14 protein-coding genes are annotated in these 16736 nt (G+C 62.9%); 6 read left to right on the plus strand and 8 right to left on the minus strand.

Going from position 1 to position 16736, the window contains the following annotated elements; translation table 11 throughout:
* Positions 1-68: 68 nt before the first annotated feature.
* On the plus strand, positions 69-845 hold the full coding sequence (locus V1294_RS37805; RefSeq protein WP_334504415.1) for a transglutaminase-like cysteine peptidase: 777 nt from the start codon (positions 69-71) through the stop codon (positions 843-845).
* Positions 846-1103: 258 nt separating this feature from the next.
* A complete protein-coding gene (locus V1294_RS37810; protein ID WP_334504417.1) occupies positions 1104-3284 on the plus strand; it encodes a PQQ-dependent dehydrogenase, methanol/ethanol family in 2181 nt (726 codons plus the stop codon).
* 308 nt (positions 3285-3592) lie between these two features.
* On the opposite strand, the gene V1294_RS37815 is transcribed toward V1294_RS37810, so the two are convergent.
* The 6 genes from V1294_RS37815 to V1294_RS37840 all read right to left on the minus strand — a co-directional run bounded on the left by V1294_RS37815 (position 3593) and on the right by V1294_RS37840 (position 10435).
* Positions 3593-4792: an ABC transporter substrate-binding protein gene (locus V1294_RS37815; protein WP_334504419.1), complete on the minus strand. Its 1200-nt coding sequence runs from the start codon at positions 4790-4792 to the stop codon at positions 3593-3595.
* A gap of 96 nt (positions 4793-4888) precedes the next feature.
* Complete coding sequence (locus V1294_RS37820) at positions 4889-6727, minus strand: AMP-dependent synthetase/ligase (protein ID WP_334504421.1); 1839 nt, start codon at positions 6725-6727, stop codon at positions 4889-4891.
* 136 nt (positions 6728-6863) lie between these two features.
* On the minus strand, positions 6864-7643 hold the full coding sequence (locus V1294_RS37825) for an ABC transporter ATP-binding protein (RefSeq protein WP_108512778.1): 780 nt from the start codon (positions 7641-7643) through the stop codon (positions 6864-6866).
* A 10-nt stretch (positions 7644-7653) separates the two neighbouring features.
* Positions 7654-8412, minus strand: a complete 759-nt coding sequence (locus V1294_RS37830; protein WP_108512248.1) for an ABC transporter ATP-binding protein — start codon at positions 8410-8412, stop codon at positions 7654-7656.
* A complete protein-coding gene (locus tag V1294_RS37835; protein ID WP_334504422.1) occupies positions 8409-9560 on the minus strand; it encodes a branched-chain amino acid ABC transporter permease in 1152 nt (383 codons plus the stop codon). The genes V1294_RS37830 and V1294_RS37835 overlap by 4 nt, the downstream gene beginning before the upstream one ends.
* Positions 9560-10435 carry a branched-chain amino acid ABC transporter permease gene (locus tag V1294_RS37840; protein ID WP_108512250.1) on the minus strand — a complete coding sequence of 292 codons (876 nt, stop codon included), beginning with the start codon at positions 10433-10435 and terminating at the stop codon, positions 9560-9562. Before V1294_RS37840 ends, V1294_RS37835 begins: the two co-directional genes overlap by 1 nt.
* Positions 10436-10722: 287 nt before the next feature.
* Here V1294_RS37840 and V1294_RS37845 point away from each other — a divergent pair, with 287 nt between their 5' ends.
* Both V1294_RS37845 and V1294_RS37850 read left to right on the plus strand, forming a co-directional pair.
* Positions 10723-11475: an ABC transporter ATP-binding protein gene (locus tag V1294_RS37845; RefSeq protein ID WP_334504423.1), complete on the plus strand. Its 753-nt coding sequence runs from the start codon at positions 10723-10725 to the stop codon at positions 11473-11475.
* Entirely contained in the window at positions 11472-12995 is a 1524-nt protein-coding gene (locus tag V1294_RS37850; RefSeq protein ID WP_334504424.1) for a permease, read from the plus strand. The genes V1294_RS37845 and V1294_RS37850 overlap by 4 nt, the downstream gene beginning before the upstream one ends.
* Positions 12996-12997: 2 nt before the next feature.
* Here the strand turns inward: V1294_RS37850 and V1294_RS37855 are convergent, their stop codons facing one another.
* Entirely contained in the window at positions 12998-13969 is a 972-nt protein-coding gene (locus tag V1294_RS37855; RefSeq protein WP_334504425.1) for a Bug family tripartite tricarboxylate transporter substrate binding protein, read from the minus strand.
* Between the two features lie 94 nt (positions 13970-14063).
* A complete protein-coding gene (locus V1294_RS37860; protein ID WP_442895416.1) occupies positions 14064-15044 on the minus strand; it encodes an alpha/beta fold hydrolase in 981 nt (326 codons plus the stop codon).
* A 115-nt stretch (positions 15045-15159) separates the two neighbouring features.
* Between V1294_RS37860 and V1294_RS37865 the strand changes: the two genes are divergently transcribed.
* Together V1294_RS37865 and V1294_RS37870 are read left to right on the plus strand one after the other, a co-directional pair.
* Positions 15160-15987 (plus strand): MBL fold metallo-hydrolase, encoded by an 828-nt coding sequence (locus V1294_RS37865; protein ID WP_334504429.1) that lies wholly within the window; start codon positions 15160-15162, stop codon positions 15985-15987.
* A gap of 209 nt (positions 15988-16196) precedes the next feature.
* The coding region (locus V1294_RS37870; protein ID WP_334504431.1) for an alpha/beta fold hydrolase at positions 16197-16736 on the plus strand (540 nt) is incomplete at its 3' end.

Consider the following 16736-nt stretch of genomic DNA (forward strand, 5'->3'; position numbering starts at 1 on the left):
CCCCCTGCAAATGATCCGGTCACGCGCAGGCAGAATACGCCCGCCGATGCCCGGACAAGGGGCGTCAGATGGGGTTGTCAGTCACCTCGCGCGCATGGCGTGCGGGCATCGTCGCGTGCGGCCTGGCCTGGTTCGGACCAGCCGGCCTGCGGGCCGAGATAGCGGAGCCGTCCGCGCCGGCGGAATTGATCCAGCGATCGGCCGAGCCGTTCGGGCTTGCCGCATCTCTCCTCCCGAGCGGCGGACTGCGCGACAAATGGCTCGGCGTGCAACGCCGGCTCGACGACGAAATGGTGCAGCTTGCGCTCTGCGAGGGCGACCGTGACGGCTGCGTGTCGCCGGCCGCGCTGAAATTCCTCGACATCGTCGACGCCGCGCAGTTGCGCGAAGGCCGCGCCCGACTCGGCGAAATCAACCGCGCCATCAATCTCGTCATCCGGCCGATGAGCGACCTCGCCCAACACGGCCAGATTGACGTCTGGACGTCGCCGCTCGCAACGCTCGCGCGCGGCGGTGGCGATTGCGAGGATTATGCGATTGCAAAATTCGTCGCCCTGCGCCGCGCCGGCGTCGCGCCCGACGATCTCAGGATCGTGGTCCTGCACGACACCATTCATGGCGAGGACCATGCGGTGGCCGCCGCGCGGCTGGACGGGCGATGGCTGATGCTCGACAACCGCCGCATGGCGATGATCGAGGATTCGCATGTCAGAAACTACCGGCCGACATTTGCAATCGGCGAACACGGCGTGATGCGATTAGCCGATTCTCCCCTGCTCGCCGCTGTGGGCAACAACCCTGTGGCTCCGCTCGTCGTAAGCTATCTGGCTGCCTCCGCAGACTGATCACGCGATCGCGCCGACCGACGGCGCGCAAATATTGCACGGCGACAGTCGACAACAATCTGCTTTCCTTGCCTGATCTTCCCTGCCTCACGGCCGATGGTGCGCTGCAGCCGGCATGCCCGATTGCATTCGTTTCAGTGAAACATGCCGAGACGAATTTTCTCTTTTTCATTTCACGCCCCGCATTGATTGACGCGATCCTTCTCACCGGCATAGCATTCCGGCAGATCCGCTAGAGATCACTGGGAGGGGAATGAGATGACACGTTTGCCGCGCGTTAATTCTGCTTGCCGTTCGTTACCTGAAATTGCCGCTACTTCCCGTCGACCGGCGCGCCTTGCACAGGCCGCGATCGCGGTCGGGCTGGGCCTGACGCTATCCTGCAGCGCCGCGCTGGCGCAGACACCCGCCAAGGGATCGCCCGAGCACATCAAGGCCGTCACGTCTGCGGTGGATGGCGCATTGATCAAGGCCAATACCGCGACGTCGCAGGACTGGCCGACCATCGGCCTCGACTATGCCGAGACGCGCTTTTCCAAGCTCAACCAGATCAATGCCGACAACGTCAAGAAACTCGGCTTGGTGTGGAGCTATCCGCTCGAATCTTCCCGCGGCGTCGAGGCGACGCCGGTCGTGGTCGACGGCATCATGTATCAGACCGCGTCATGGAGCGTGGTGCACGCCATCGACGCCCGCACCGGCAAGCGGCTCTGGACCTTCGATCCGAAGGTCGACCGCGAGAAGGGCTACAAGGGCTGCTGCGATGTGGTCAATCGCGGCGTCGCACTCTGGAAGGGCAAGATCTATTTCGGTGCCTATGACGGTAGGCTGTTCGCGCTCGAAGCCGCCACCGGCAAGGTGGTCTGGGAGAAGGACACCATCGCCAGCAAGGAGCACTCCTACACCATCACCGGCGCGCCGCGCGTGTTCAACGGCAAGGTGGTGATCGGCAATGGCGGCGCCGAATTCGGCGCGCGCGGCTATGTCACCGCCTATGACGCGGAGACCGGTAACCAGGCATGGCGCTGGTTCACCGTGCCCGGCGATCCGTCAAAGCCGTTCGAAGACGAATCGATGGCGGTCGCGGCGAAGACCTGGGATCCCGCCGGCAAGTACTGGATCAATGGCGGCGGCGGCACGGCCTGGGACACCATCACCTTCGATCCCGACCTGAACCTCGTCTATATCGGCACCGGCAACGGTTCGCCGTGGAATCAAAAAGTACGCAGCCCCTCCGGCGGCGACAACCTCTATCTGTCCTCGATCGTCGCGCTCAATGCCGATACCGGAAAGTACGCCTGGCACTATCAGGAAACGCCCGGCGACCACTGGGACTACACGGCTACCCAGCCGATGATCCTGGCGGACATCAACATCGACGGCGCGCCGCGCAAGGTGATCCTGCACGCACCGAAGAACGGCTTCTTCTTCGTCATCGACCGCACCAACGGCAAGTTCATCTCGGCAAAGAACTTCGTCGATGTGAATTGGGCGACCGGCTACGACGCCAACGGCCGGCCGATCGAGATAAAGGAGGCGCGCAGCGACGAAGCGTATGACAGCATTCCCGGCCCGGCGGGCGCCCACAACTGGCATCCGATGTCGTTCAATCCGCAGACCGGTCTTGTCTATATTCCGGCACAGGGCATCCCCACCAACCTCACGCCGGAAAAGGCCTTCAAGCACAATGCCGTCGAGCCCGGCAAATTCGCCAGCGCAACGGGCTGGAATATCGGCTTCCAGCTGAACGCTACGCCCCCCAAGAACCCCGCCTTCGGGCGTCTGGTGGCCTGGGATCCGGTCAAGCAGAAGGAAGCCTGGCGCGTCGAGCACGTGGCGCCGTGGAACGGCGGCACCCTCACCACCGCGGGCAACCTGGTGTTCCAGGGCACCGCCGACGGCCGCTTCGTCGCCTACAACGCCACATCAGGCGAGAAGCTCTGGGAAAGCCCGACCGGCACCGGCGTGGTCGCGGCGGCCTCGACCTACATGCTCGACGGCAAGCAATATGTGTCGATCGCGGTCGGCTGGGGCGGCGTGATCGGCCAGTGGATTCGCGCCACCGAACTGCAGAGCCCCGGCACGGTCTATACCTTCGCGATCGACGGCAAGGCGCCGCTGCCGGCCTTTGTGAAGTACCAGACCGAGGGGCTGTTGAAGGGCGTGAAGTATGATCCGAAGGATATCCCCGAAGGCACCGCCATCTATGTCGCCGCCTGCGCCGCCTGCCACAGCGTGCCCGGCGTCGACAACGGCGGCAACATCCGGAACCTCGGCTATGTCGCCCCCGAAACCATCACCAACCTGAAGGACATCGTGTTCAAGGGCCCGTTCCGCGACCGCGGCATGCCTGACTTCACCGGCAAGCTGAAGGAAGAGGATATCCCGAAACTGCAGGCCTTCATCCAGGGTACAGCTGACGCGATACGGCCGAAGTGACGAAGTCATCCCGGGGCGCGTGCTAGCCGCGAACCCGGAGCACATAGCGAAGCAGAAGGGCTGCACGAGACGATCGCGCAGCCCTTTGTTGTTTCGGCGGAGTTCCAGCCGAAGTAGTAACAACCGTCATTGCGAGCGAAGCGAAGCAACCCATCTTGCGGCAGGAAAGAATGGATTGCTTCGTCGCTTCGCTCCTCGCAATGACGGCGTTTGCCGTCAGAGCGAAAGGCACAAAAAACAAAAAGAGCTGCGCGATCATCTCGCGCAGCCCTTTGTCGTTGAGGTCCCGATGGTAGAGGCGACGCCCCTCAGAACATCAGGCCTTCCTTCACCAGCACCCAGCGGCCGTTCTTGATCTGCTGGACCTGGGTGATCGTGTTGGCGAGATGGTCGGTCTTGGAGAACTTGGTCGGCGGCGAGTTGAAGATGTCGCGGAACTGCTCGCCTGACTCCAGCGCGTTCATCATCTTCTGGCCGGTCAGGTCCTTTCCTGCCTTCTCGGCGTAGAACGCAAAGGTCGTCATGGCGTTGTAGCCGATGATCGCCTGCGTATTGGCGTCCGAGCCAAACATCTTCTTGTAGTTGGCGAGCCAGTCCTTGACCTTGCCCTTTGCCGTGTCTTCGTACGGAATTTCGAAGCCCGAAGCCGCATAGAGGCCTTCGACCGCCTCCTTGCCGAGCGCCGGAACTTCCAGCACGTTGGTCGGCGTGGCGCCGAGGAAGGTGACGTCCCAGCCGAGCTTCTTGGCTTCGCCCATCGCGCCGATGGTTTCGCGGATCACTGTACCGAGCACGACCATATCGCAGCCGTCGGACTTCATCTTGGCGACCTGCGCGCTGAAGTCGGAAGCGCCGCGCTTGTAGCTGGTGACCGAGGCCGGCTCCAGCTTCATCGCCTTGACCTGCTGCGTGAAGCCGTCAAGCACGTTCTTTCCGTACTCGTCGTCCTGATACATGATGCAGGGCTTCTTGAAGTTCTTGCCCTCGATCATGTACTTGACCGCCGCGCGCGTGCTCTCGACATAGGGCAGCAAATTGTTGAACTTCAGCCGCTCCTGCGGCTTCGCCGGATCGAACTTGAAGGTGAATTCGGCCGCCGTCAGCGGGAATAGCTGCAGCACGCCGGCATCGAACAGGATGTCCTGCGATGCGAGCACGGTGGGCGAACCCATCGGGCCGACCATGGCGAAGACCTTGTCGCGCTCGACCATTTTCTGCGACGCCAGCACGGCGCGCTTCGGATCGTAGCCGCTATCCTCGATGATCAGTTTGATCTTGCGGCCGTGGATACCGCCGGCGGCATTGATTTCCTCGGCTGCCATCTTCATGCCGTTGGAAACCGGAACGCCCCAGACCTTGATCGGGCCGGATAGATCCTGATGGGTTCCGATGACGATCTCGCTCGCCGAGATGCCTTGATCGGTAATCTTGGTCTGGGCTGCGGCCGGCAGTTGGGTCAGCGCAAGGGCGCTCACCGCAAGGCCCAACGCCCTAAACGATTTCAACATTGCAATATCCTCCTTGTTGGCCCGTGTTGAGCGAAGGGTAGGGCCTTGTTGTCCTTCGCCGCGTACTTGATTCTCGCTTTCGAACTTTCGTTTCGCCTACGCCACCGCCCGTTCGCCATACATGGCGTTGATTTCGGCGGCATAGCGCTTGTTCACAAAGCTGCGCTTCAGCTTCATGGTCGGCGTCAGTTCCTCGTCCTCAGGCGTGAGCTGACGTTCGATCAGATAGAACTTCTTGATGGTCTCGACGCGCGCGAAGTTGACGTTGACTGCCTCGATCTCGCGCTGGATCAGGTCCTGGATTTCGGGCGCACGGCACAGACTGGCGTAGTTGGTGAAGGGAATGTCGTGGTCCTGGGCGAACTTCTCGACATTCTCCTGGTCGATCATGACCAGGCACGTCAGGTACGGCCGCTTGTCGCCGATCACCACGGCGTCCGAGACGTAAGGCGAGAACTTCAACTGGTTCTCGATTTCCGACGGCGTGATGTTCTTGCCGCCCGACGTGATGATGATGTCCTTCATCCGGTCGGTGATCCTGACGAAGCCTTCATTGTCGATCGAGCCGACGTCGCCGGTGTGCAGCCATCCCTTGGCGTCGATGGTCTCGGCGGTCTTTTCCGGCTGGTTCAGATAACCCATGAACAGGAAATCGCCGCGGATCAGGATCTCGCCCTGCGGCGAAATCGCGACTTCGCCCCAGGGTGCTGCCTTGCCGACCGAGCCGAGCTTGATGCGATCGGGCGGCATCACGGTGGCGACACCGCAATTCTCGGTCTGGCCGTAGACCTCGCGCATGTCGAGGCCGAGCGCGAGATACCAGCGGATCAGATCCGGCGCGATTGGCGCAGCACCAGTGAACGCCAGCCGGCAACGATCGAGCCCGAGCATGCGGCGGATGTTGCGGAACACGAGATAGTAAGCGGCGCTGTTGGCGAGCCGCAGCGACAATGGCGGTGTATCGCCCTGCAGTCTGTACTCCGTCATCCGGTTGCCGATGGCGAGCGCGTTGCGGTACATCCACTTCTGGAAATTCGTCGCGTCTTTCAACGCAATCGTGATTCCGGAGTAGAACTTCTCCCAGACCCGCGGCACCGCGAGGAACGCGGTCGGCTGCACCTCGCGCAGATTGTCCGGCACCGTCTCCGGGCTTTCGGCGAAGTTCATCACCGATCCCAACGCCAGCGAAACGTAATAGCCGCCGACCCGCTCGGCGACATGGCAGAGCGGCAGGAACACCAGCCGCTCCTCGTTGTCGGTCGACGGAAACAGGTCGTTGGCGTGGCGCATCTGATGCGTCACGCTCCGATTGGAATGCATGGCGCCCTTGGGCGGGCCGGTGGTGCCTGACGTGTAGACGAGAACGGCAAGATCGCCTGCACTGCGGCTTCCGATCATCTCATCCCACAGCGCCTCATTACCCTGCTCGTGGTTGCGCCCGAGCGCCGTGAACTCGGCCAGCGACAGCACCATCGGGTCGGTAAAGCCGCTCAGGCCCTCCATGTCGAACACGACGATCTTCTGCAGCGTCGGACACCGCGAACGGCACGACAGGATCTTGTCGAGCTGCTCCTCGTCCTCGGCGAAGATCACCTTGGTCGAGGAATCGTTGATGAGATATTCGACCTGCGACGAGGAGTCGGTCGGATAGATGCCCGACGAAACACCGCCGGCGCACAGGATGCCCATGTCGGCATAGACCCATTCCGGCACCGCGTTGGCGATGATCGACGCGACGTCGCCGGGCCGGAAGCCTGACGCATGCAGGCCGAACGCGATATCCTTGGAGATCTGGAGCCACTCGCGCCAACTGGTCGGCTGCCAGATGCCGAATTTCTTTTCGCGGATCGCCGGCCGGTCGCCGCGGATTTCCACGGACTTCAGAAAACTCTTCGCGATCGTGTCGGCGACCGTCAGCACTGCCGGTCTGGCCATGCGTCTTCCTCCCTCTGTCGCCTGCCTCAGGTGCCGGTCTTGGCAACCGGTCTTGCTTTCTTGAAGCAGGCCTGAATCTAGCCCTAACTCGTTCTGAACGCCATGCTTTTGACTGCGACGGTTAACGCCAGGTCTTCTAACGCCATGTCTTCTTCTTTTTCCAGCGCCGCTCGCCGCGGGCGCCTTCTTCCTTGGCGCCGAGATAGAATTCCTGGATGTCCTTTGAATTCATCAGCCGCTCGCAGGTGTCGTTCATCACGACCCTGCCGATTTCCAGCACATAGCCATAATGCGCCGTCTCCAGCGCCACCTTGGCGTTCTGCTCGACCAGCAGGATGGACATGCCCTGCTCCTCGTTGACGCGCTTGATGATGGTAAAAATCTCCTTCACCAGGATCGGCGACAGCCCGAGCGACGGCTCATCCAGAAGTAGCAGGGTCGGACGGTTCATTAACGCCCGCCCGATCGCCAGCATCTGCTGCTCGCCGCCGGAAAGCTGTCCGGCCGGCTGGTTAATGCGCTCCCTCAGCCGCGGGAAATAGCCGTAGACCCGCTCGAGATCCTCCGCGACACCGTCGCGGTCCTTGCGCGGATAGGCGCCCATCATCAGGTTTTCCCGCACCGATAGGAACGGGAATACTTCACGCCCCTCCGGCACGTGGCTCAAGCCCAGCCGCACGATCTTGTCGGCTTCCATGCGCTGGATCGGCTTGCCCAAAAATTCGATCGAGCCCTTCTGGGGATCGAGAATGCCGGAGATGGTCTTGAGCACCGTGGTCTTGCCGGCGCCGTTGGCGCCGAGCAACGTGACGATTCGGCCGCGCGGCACCTCCAGGCTGATGCCGCGGATCGCCATGATCGGCCCGTAATAGCTCTCGATATTGCTGAGCTTGAGGATGATGTCGGAAGCGCTCATGGCATCATCCTCAGGCGCCGAGATAGGCGGCGACGACGTCGGGATGGCGCTGCACCTCGGACGGCGAGCCCATCGCGAGCACGCGGCCGTAGTTGAGCGCGATCACGCGATCGGAGACGCGATTGACCAGCGTCATGTCGTGTTCGACCATCAAGACAGTGATGCCGAGTTCGGTCTTCATGTCGCGGATCCAGAACGACATGTCGTCGGTCTCCTCGACGTTCAGCCCGGATGATGGCTCGTCGAGCAGGATCAGTTTCGGCTCCGAGCACAGCGCACGCGCGAGCTCGATCACCTTGCGGACGCCGTAAGGCAAGCCCGAGATCAGCTTGTCGCGATAGGCTTCGAGATCGAGGAATTCGATCACCTGCTCGACGCGGCGGCGATGGACCTTTTCACCGGCGCGCACGCTCGGCAGGAACAGCAATTCCTGCCAGAGCTGCGTGGTGGAGTGCCGGTGACGGCCGACCAGGAGATTGCTCAGCATGGTCGCATTCTCGAACAGCTCGATGTTCTGGAAGGTGCGGGCAATGCCGAGGCCGGCAATCTCGTAGGCCGGCTGCTCGGTGATGTCCTGGTCTTCGAAAAAGATCCTGCCCGAAGTGGGCGGATAGATCCGCGAGATCAGGTTGAAGATCGAACTCTTGCCCGCGCCATTGGGGCCGATGATCGAGAGAATCTCGCCCTTCTCCACCGCGAAGCTGACGGAATCGACTGCCTTCAGGCCGCCGAAATGCAAAGACAGGTTCTCGGCACGGAAATAGCTCATCGGTTCCGCTCCGATTTCACGTAGATTTTCTGACGCTTGAAGGTGGCGCGCTTGTAGAGCGGGAATAGCTGGAAGAAGAGTTTTATCTTCAGCCAGCGCCCGTACAGCCCGAGCGGCTCGAACAGCACGAACAGCACGATGATCACTCCGTAGATCGCGCCCTTGAGGCCGTTGGCGGAGGCAATGGCGGCGACGTTGCTGTGGATCTTACCCGCGGTCACGCTGTCCGCGCCGAACGTTGCGAAGATTCCCGCGATGATGCCGGGCAGGTCGTCCTTCAGATAGGTCAGGAACGGATCGATCATGACCAGGAATATCGCGCCGAGTACCGCGCCGTGCAGGCTGAAGGTGCCGCCGATCAGTATCACGATGATGAACTCGATCGAGAGCTGCAGCGTGAACATTTCCGGAGAGATGAAGGAGAGCTTGTGCGCGAACAGCACACCGGCCAATCCGGTGATACCAGCGCTGATCGCAAACGACTTCACCTTGTAGAGCGAGACATTGACGCCCATGCTGCGCGCCGCCGTTTCGCTGTCGCGGATCGCGACGAAGGCGCGCCCCGTGGGCGAGCGCAACAGATTGAGCGTGCCGACGATGGTCAGGATCAACACGCCGAGACAAAGGAAGTAGAAGGTCGGGCCGTTTTGCGGCACCGCCTGCCCGAACAAGCTCAAGGTCTTGACGCGCATGCCCTCATTGCCGTGGGTGACGCTTTCCCAGCGCGCCAGCACTTCCTCGACGATGAAGGCAAAGGAAATCGTCGCGATGACGAGATAGATGCCCGTCAGCCGCAGCGCCGGGAATCCCACCAGCGCACCGACCACGCCGGTCAACAGGCCGCCGGCCAGGAAGTAGACCGGGAACGGAACGTTGTATTGCTGCAGATAGGCCGCCGTATAGGCGCCGATCGCCAGAAAGGCGGCGTGGCCGAGCGAGGCCTGCCCTGTGAAGCCGGTGAGAATCATCAAGCCTACGCCCACCGTGGCGTAGATGCAGACGAACACCAGCTGGCTGACCAGATAGCTCGACAGCACGAACGGCGCGATCACCAGAAACGCCAGCAGGATGCCGTAGGAAACGACGTAGCCGCTGTGCGGAAACAGCCTGATGTCGTCTTCGTAATCCGTCTTGAAGAGGAACCGCATTAGACCTTCTTCCGCGTATGAATGCCGAACAGGCCTTCGGGCTTGAGCAACAGCACCACCAGAAGCACGATGTAGGGCGCGACGTCCTTCCAGCCCTGCGGCAGGTAGAAGCCGGCCATGCTCTCGATCACGCCGATCAGCACGCCGCCCACTACGGCGCCGGGAATCGAGCCGAAGCCGCCGAGCACGGCGGCAGGAAACGCCTTCAGGCCCAGCACGAGACCGACATTGGAGTGAATGAAGGTGATCGGCGCCAGCAGCACGCCGGCGGCAGTCGCGACCGCAGCACTGATCGCCCACACGATCGACACCACGCGCTTGACCGGAATGCCCATGTAGTAGGCGGCCAGCATGTTCTCGGAGCTGGCACGCATCGCGGTGCCGAGCGTGGTGCGGTTGAAGAACAGATACAGCAGCGCGCAAAGGATCACGGTTGCGGCGATCACCGAGAGCTTGTCGTATGCCAGCACCAGCGAGCCGATCCGCAACACGCCATCGCTGAACGGCGTGTCGATCTTGAAATCGTCGGTGCCCCAGATCATGCCGACCACGGACCGCAGGAAATATCCGAGCCCGATCGTCGCCATGATGATGGAAAACTGCGGATAGCCGAGGATCGGACGCACCACGACGCGTTCGGCTAGCATGCCGAACGCCGCCATGGCGATGACCGCGCCGGCGAATCCGAGCCAGTAGTTGAGGCCGAGCATGCCGATGAAGGTGAAGGCGAAGAACCCGCCCAACATCATCAAATCGCCCTGGGCGAAATTGACGACCTCGGTTGCCTTGTAAACGAGCACGAAGCCGAGCGCGATCAGGCCATAGACGCAGCCGAGCGCGATGCCACTCACCAGCTGCTGAACGAAGTCCAGCATCATTTCCTCCCCGATGCCGGGCGATTCTGTCGATCGCCTCTTCCGCATCTTGTGTCTACACGCTACCCGGCATCCACGATGCCGAACAGCTGCATATGTCCCGCTGCATTGAGCCCAAAGCGCCGAGCCCTGTCAACAAAGCGCTGCGTGCCGCGCCGTTAACAATTGCGGAGAAATGCCGCAGTCCGGGAAGTTGCGGGGTTTGCGCGATTTGGCGTGCAAGATTCACCGCGCTGAAAGCTCTTCGGTGCATGGTCCGCAAGGAACAACTGGATCGCCCTGAAGTCATGCAGTCAGATCTATCGGCGCTCGAAGTGCGAGGGTTAACGAAGCGTTTTGACCGCCCGGCGGTCGACGCGCTTGACCTCACCATTCGGACCGGCGAGTTCTACGCCCTGCTCGGCCCCAACGGCGCCGGCAAGACCACGACCTTGCGGATGGTCGCCGGCCTGCTGCGGCCTGACGCCGGCTCTGTCTCCATTTTTGGCATCGACGCACTCGCCGATCCCGTCGCCGCCAAGCAGATCATCGCATGGGTCTCCGACGAGCCGATGATCTACGACAAGCTGACGCCGCTGGAGTACCTCGAATTCGTTGCCGGTCTCTGGGGCATCGATCCCACGGTTTCCGCGCCAGCGGCGCACCAGCTTCTGCTGTCGCTTGGCCTCGAACCGCATCTGCACGAACGCTGCGAGGGCTTCTCCAAGGGCATGCGCCAGAAGGTCGCGCTGGCCGGTGCTCTGGTTCACGATCCCCGGCTGATCATCCTGGACGAGCCGTTGACCGGGCTCGACGCGCTGTCGGCGCGTCACGTCAAGCGATTGCTGCAGGACCGCGTCCGTGCCGGCTGCACCGTGATCATGACGACGCATATTCTCGAAGTCGCCGAGCGGATGGCCGACCGCATCGGCGTCATCACCGCAGGCAAACTGGTGGCCGAGGGCACGCTCACTGAGCTGCTCCAGCAGAACGGCCGCAACGACACCAGCCTCGAAGACATGTTCATCGCCCTCGTCGACGCCGAGGCGGCCGCCGCATGAGTTCGGCCGCGGCGCTCACCTGGTTTGCCCGGCACGAGATCCGGCTGGCGTGGCGCGAATGGCTGGCGATGATTGCCGGCAGACGTGGCAAGCGAAAGCGCGCGATCATCGCCCTGATCGTATTCGTCGCCGTCATGCACCTGCCGGCCTATGCGGTGATCGGCCGCTTCGCCGATTTGCAAGCCCCGCTCGGCAAGCCGGAATTGATCGTCATCACGGCGACCATCTTTCTCGCCTGGGCCCTGATGCTGTCACAGGCGATCGAATCGGTGACGCGGGTGTTCTACGCCCGCGCCGACCTCGACCTCATCATGTCATCGCCGGCGAACCTCGCCAACGTGTTCTCGGTGCGGATCGCGGCGATCGGGCTGTCCGTGATCGGGATGGCGCTGTTGCTGTCGACGCCCTTTGTCGACGTTCTCGTGATCGGCGGCGGCATCCGATGGCTCTCCGCGTTCGGCGTCGTCATCGCCATCGGCCTTACGGCCGCGGCCGTTGCGATCGCGATCACGGTCGCGCTGTTCAGGTTGATCGGCCCAAGCCGCACCCGCCTCGTCGCGCAGGTCGTGGCCGCCATCATCGGCGCCGGCTTCGTCATCGCGCTCCAGGTCGCAGCCATCCTTTCATACGGTACGTTGTCGCGCTTTACGGTGCTGACCTCCGATGCCGCTTCAGCCTACGCACCTGCGCTCGACAGCCCGTTGTGGTGGCCGGCGCGAGCGGCGATCGGCGATGGCATGGTGCTGTCGTGGCTGATGGCGGGCGGGCTCCTGCTGCTCGGCGTTGTGATGGCGGTCTTCTCGCCGAGATTTGCCGATACCGTCGTCAGTGTCGCCGCAACTGCCCGGTCTGTCCGTCGCGGGCCGCGCTCGACCGCATTCCGCGGCGGTTCGCGGCAACAGGCGCTGCGCACCAAGGAGTTCCTGCTGCTGCGGCGCGATCCGTGGCTGTTGTCGCAAAGCTTGATGCAACTGCTCTACCTGGTGCCGCCGGCCTTATTGCTGTGGCGAAGTTTTTCCGAAAGCTCGGCCGCGATCGTGCTGATCACGCCCGTGATCGTGATGGCGGCCGGCCAGCTTGCCGGCGGCCTCGCCTGGCTCACGATCTCGGGCGAAGACGCCGCCGACCTGGTCGCGACCGCGCCGCTGCCGCCATCGCGCGTGATCCGCGCCAAGGTCGAGGTGGTGCTCATCTCAATCGGCGCCATCTTCACGCCACTGATCGCAGCACTTGCGTTTGCCTCCGTGACGCAGGCGATCATCACCGCGCTCGGCGTCATCGTCGCAACCGTCTCGGCGGCCGCGATCCAGCTCTGGTTCCGCGTGCAAGCCAGACGCAGCCAGTTTCGCCGCCGCCAGACGTCATCGCGGCTTGCGACATTCGCAGAAGCCTTCTGCTCGATCGGCTGGGCTGCGACCGCCGCGCTCGCCGTGACGATCCCGATCGCCGCAGTGATCAGCGGCGCAATGACCGCGGTGATCCTGGCTGCGACGTGGAAGATCAGCCCGCGGCGGGGCTAGTCCTACTGCTTCTCCAACCCCGCCCGTTCGATCACATCGCCCCAGCGCTTGATCTCCTTTTCGATGAACGGGATCATCTCGGCCTTCTGCAGCAGCATCGGGCGGGTGCCGACCTTTTCGAAATGCGTGCGCACGCGTTCCGACGTCAGCGCCGCATGCGCCGCCGCCGCCAGCCGGTCGACGACCGGCGCTGGCGTTCCCGCCGGCACCATGATCGAGGACCAGCTCTGGGTGGTCATGTCCTTCATGCCTAGTTCGGCCATGGTCGGCACGTCAGGGAATGCGCGCAGCCGTTCGGGCGCGGTGGTGGCCAGCACCTTCAGCTTGCCGGCTTCGACATGCGGGCCGACCGAGACCGGGTAATCGAACATGACATCGACACGGCCGGCGATCATGTCGTTCAGTGCCGGCGCGCTGCCCCTGTACGGCACATGCTGCATTTCGATGCCGGTGACGGTCTTGAACAATTCGGCGACCAGATGCGTCGCGGTGCCGACGCCCGAGGAGGAGAACGTCACCTTGCCCGGATTCTGTTTGGTGTAGGCGATGAACTCAGGCACCGAGTTATATGGCGCCTCGTGATGGGCGACGAACAGGTTCGGGCTTTCGCCGACCAGATGCACCGGCAGGAAACTCGTTAGCGGATCATAGGACAGGTTTTTGCGCAACGTGACGTTGGCCGCCATCGTGCCCTGCGTGCCGTAGATCATCGTGTAGCCGTCGGGCTTGGCGCGCGCCACCTGTTCGGTGCCGACCGTGCCGCCACCGCCGCCGCGATTGTCGATCAGGACCGATTGACCGAGCGTTTTCGACATTTCCTCGGCGACGATGCGCGAAGTCGTGTCGGTGATGCCGCCCGGCGCGAAGGGCACGACCCAGGTGATCGGACGGCTGGGGAATTCCTCGGCCGAGGCCGATGTGATCGAGGCAAAGGTCACCAGCCAGATCGCAAGCAAGACGTGATGCTTCGCCATGGAATTCCGCCCCGTAAAATTTCTGTCCTTCTCGGAGGACTTGCGCAGGAAGGATGACGGTTTTCGCAACGGCTTGCCATGCGGCAAACTCGACCTATGTCTTGATCAGCTCCAACACCGCCGCTGCAAACGCCTCGGGCGCTTCCTGCGGCAGATTGTGCCCGGCGCGCGGCACCACGCGATGAACGCGACGACCGGTGAACTTTGCCGCGCTGGCGGTGCCATCGGTTGCCGGCGCAACGCCATCGCCTGCGCCATCCAGCGTAATCGTTGGCACGGTGATGGGAGGCAGTGCCGCCAGCCTGTGCTGGATTTCAGCATATTGCGGATCGCCGTCGGCCAGACCAAAACGGTGGCGATAGCTGTGGATCACCACATCGACGTAATCGGGGTTGTCATGGGCGATCGCCGTCCGCTCGAAGCAGGCGTCGTCAAAATCCCAGTTCGGCGACCATTGCGTCCACAATATCCTGGCGATCTCGCGCCGGTTGGCGGCAAGGCCCGCACGGCCGCGCTCGAGCTGGAAGTAATACTGGTACCAGTACGCCACCTCGCGCTCGGGCCGCAGCGGCGCCATGGCCTTCGCAATATCCTGGATCAGATAGGAATTGACGCAGACGAGGCCGATGCAGCGCTCCGGCCATAGCGCGGCGCCAACGCAGGCCGCGCGTCCACCCCAGTCATAGCCCGCGAACACGGCGCGGCGGATGCCAAGCGCATCCATCAGCGCCATCATGTCGGCGCCGACCGCCGCCTGCTCGCCCGAGCGCGGTGTGCTCGCGTCGCGAAACCGGGTCGGGCCGTAGCCGCGCAAATAGGGAACGATGACGCGGCAGCCTTGGGCCGCCAGTTGCGGCGCGACGTCGACATAGCTGTGAATGTCGTAGGGAAAGCCATGCATCAGCATCACGGCCGATCCGTCGGCGGGACCCGCCTCGTAATAGGCGATACTGAGGACACCGGCATCGACCTGGCGCAACGGCTCCAGCCGTTTCGATGACGGGGCATGCGGGGCCGGGGCGGTGGTCTTTTCAGTCACGGCAAAACTCCCTGGTTGAGTTTTACAATATGGCATCGCCCGCCCCGATGAAGCAATTCCGGCACGCTGCCGTGCGCGAATGCCATCATGACGTTTCCAAAATTCGGCGATACAGTGCGGCCTGCGGCCTTTGCCGCGGATGGGTCATGCCATGTTGCGATCGCTTAACGTAGTCCTCGCTGTCGCCCTCGCCTTGCTTGGTTCGCTGATCGTCCCGGCGATCGCCCAGCAGCAGCCTTTGCGCAGCGAGTGCCTCGCGATGGCGAACGCCTCGCCGCTCGCCGTGCCCGTCAGCCTTCGCCGCACGGCCGCCAAGACCGAAGAGGTCGCGATCACCTATGTCGGGCATTCCACCTATTACATCGACACGCCCGGCGGCGTGCGGATCGCGACCGACTTCAACGGCGCCTACCGGACCGGCAGGCTGCCCGACGTCGTCACCATGAATCGCGCACACTCGACCCACTACACGCTGTTTCCCGATCCAAAGATTCCGCACGTTCTGCATGGCTGGGGCGAGAACGGCCAGGCGGCGCATGTCTCAACGCGCGTCGGCGACGTCTATATCCGCAACGTCCCCACCGACATCCGCCGCTACTATGGCGAGGGCTCCGGCGCGATGATCAAGGACGGCAATTCGATCTTCATCTTCGAGGTCGCCGGCCTCTGCATCGGTCATCTCGGACACCTGCACCACAAGCTCGACGAGACGCATTTCGCGGCGATAGGCCGGCTCGACATCCTGATGGTGCCGATCGACGGCACCTATACGATGTCGCTCGACGGCGTCTCCGAGATCACCAAGCGCCTGCGCTCCTCCATCGTGCTGCCGATGCATCGCTTCGCCACCCCGCTCGACGAATTCATGCGGCTGATCGGCCAGCAATTCGTCATCGACCAGCGGACCGAGCGAACATTGAAGATTTCGCGCGACACCCTGCCGGGCACGCCAACGGTGATTATTCTGGAAGGGGTTTGATACGCGGGCGCGAAAGCCTGCCACCGTCATTGCGAGCGCAGCGAAGCAATCCATAGTGCAGCAAGCGGAGCGATGGATTGCTTCGCTGCACTCGCAATGACGAATAACAACAATCCGCAAGGGGAGAGAAACTTGAGCGCACCTTCGCAGCGACTGGTCGAGAGCAACGGCATCCGTCTCAACATCGCCGAGCAGGGCAAGGGACCCCTGTGCTGTTGTGCCACGGCTTCCCGGAATCCTGGTATTCGTGGCGGCATCAAATTGCTGCGCTTGCGGAGGCGGGCTTCCACGCCGTCGCCCCTGATATGCGCGGCTACGGCAAGAGCGACCGGCCGGAGGCAATCGATCAATACACGATCTTCCATCTGATCGGCGACCTCGTGGGGCTGGTCGATGCCCTCGACGCGCCGACGGCTGTTATCGTCGGCCACGACTGGGGTGCGCATATCGCCTGGCAAGCGGCACGCCTGCGCCCCGACCGCTTCCGCGCCGTTGCGAGCCTCAGCGTACCGCTTCGGCCGCGTGGCCCGGCGCGCCCGACCAGCGTGATGCCACAGACCGCGGACGCGCAATTCTACCAGCTGTACTTCCAGCAGCCCGGCGTAGCAGAGGCCGAGATGGAGCGAGACCCACGGACCACCGTGCTCAGCTCGCTTTACGGCATATCGGGTGAAGGCGCCGCGGCATTCCGCGCGGCCGTAGCCCGCGGCGATAACACAGGAACCCCCGGCATGGTGCCGCGCAACGGC

This window comes from Bradyrhizobium sp. AZCC 1678, from assembly GCF_036924765.1.
Lineage (GTDB): Bacteria > Pseudomonadota > Alphaproteobacteria > Rhizobiales > Xanthobacteraceae > Bradyrhizobium > Bradyrhizobium algeriense.

Bases quoted from the DNA above. Each gene is read 5' to 3' on its own strand.
- V1294_RS37805 (WP_334504415.1), top strand. From the start codon at position 69: ATGGGGTTGTCAGTCACCTCGCGCGCATGGCGTGCGGGCATCGTCGCG.
- V1294_RS37810 (WP_334504417.1), top strand. From the start codon at position 1,104: ATGACACGTTTGCCGCGCGTTAATTCTGCTTGCCGTTCGTTACCTGAA.
- V1294_RS37815 (WP_334504419.1), bottom strand. From the start codon at position 4,792: ATGTTGAAATCGTTTAGGGCGTTGGGCCTTGCGGTGAGCGCCCTTGCG.
- V1294_RS37820 (WP_334504421.1), bottom strand. From the start codon at position 6,727: ATGGCCAGACCGGCAGTGCTGACGGTCGCCGACACGATCGCGAAGAGT.
- V1294_RS37825 (WP_108512778.1), bottom strand. From the start codon at position 7,643: ATGAGCGCTTCCGACATCATCCTCAAGCTCAGCAATATCGAGAGCTAT.
- V1294_RS37830 (WP_108512248.1), bottom strand. From the start codon at position 8,412: ATGAGCTATTTCCGTGCCGAGAACCTGTCTTTGCATTTCGGCGGCCTG.
- V1294_RS37835 (WP_334504422.1), bottom strand. From the start codon at position 9,560: ATGCGGTTCCTCTTCAAGACGGATTACGAAGACGACATCAGGCTGTTT.
- V1294_RS37840 (WP_108512250.1), bottom strand. From the start codon at position 10,435: ATGCTGGACTTCGTTCAGCAGCTGGTGAGTGGCATCGCGCTCGGCTGC.
- V1294_RS37845 (WP_334504423.1), top strand. From the start codon at position 10,723: ATGCAGTCAGATCTATCGGCGCTCGAAGTGCGAGGGTTAACGAAGCGT.
- V1294_RS37850 (WP_334504424.1), top strand. From the start codon at position 11,472: ATGAGTTCGGCCGCGGCGCTCACCTGGTTTGCCCGGCACGAGATCCGG.
- V1294_RS37855 (WP_334504425.1), bottom strand. From the start codon at position 13,969: ATGGCGAAGCATCACGTCTTGCTTGCGATCTGGCTGGTGACCTTTGCC.
- V1294_RS37860 (WP_442895416.1), bottom strand. From the start codon at position 15,044: ATGCCATATTGTAAAACTCAACCAGGGAGTTTTGCCGTGACTGAAAAG.
- V1294_RS37865 (WP_334504429.1), top strand. From the start codon at position 15,160: ATGTTGCGATCGCTTAACGTAGTCCTCGCTGTCGCCCTCGCCTTGCTT.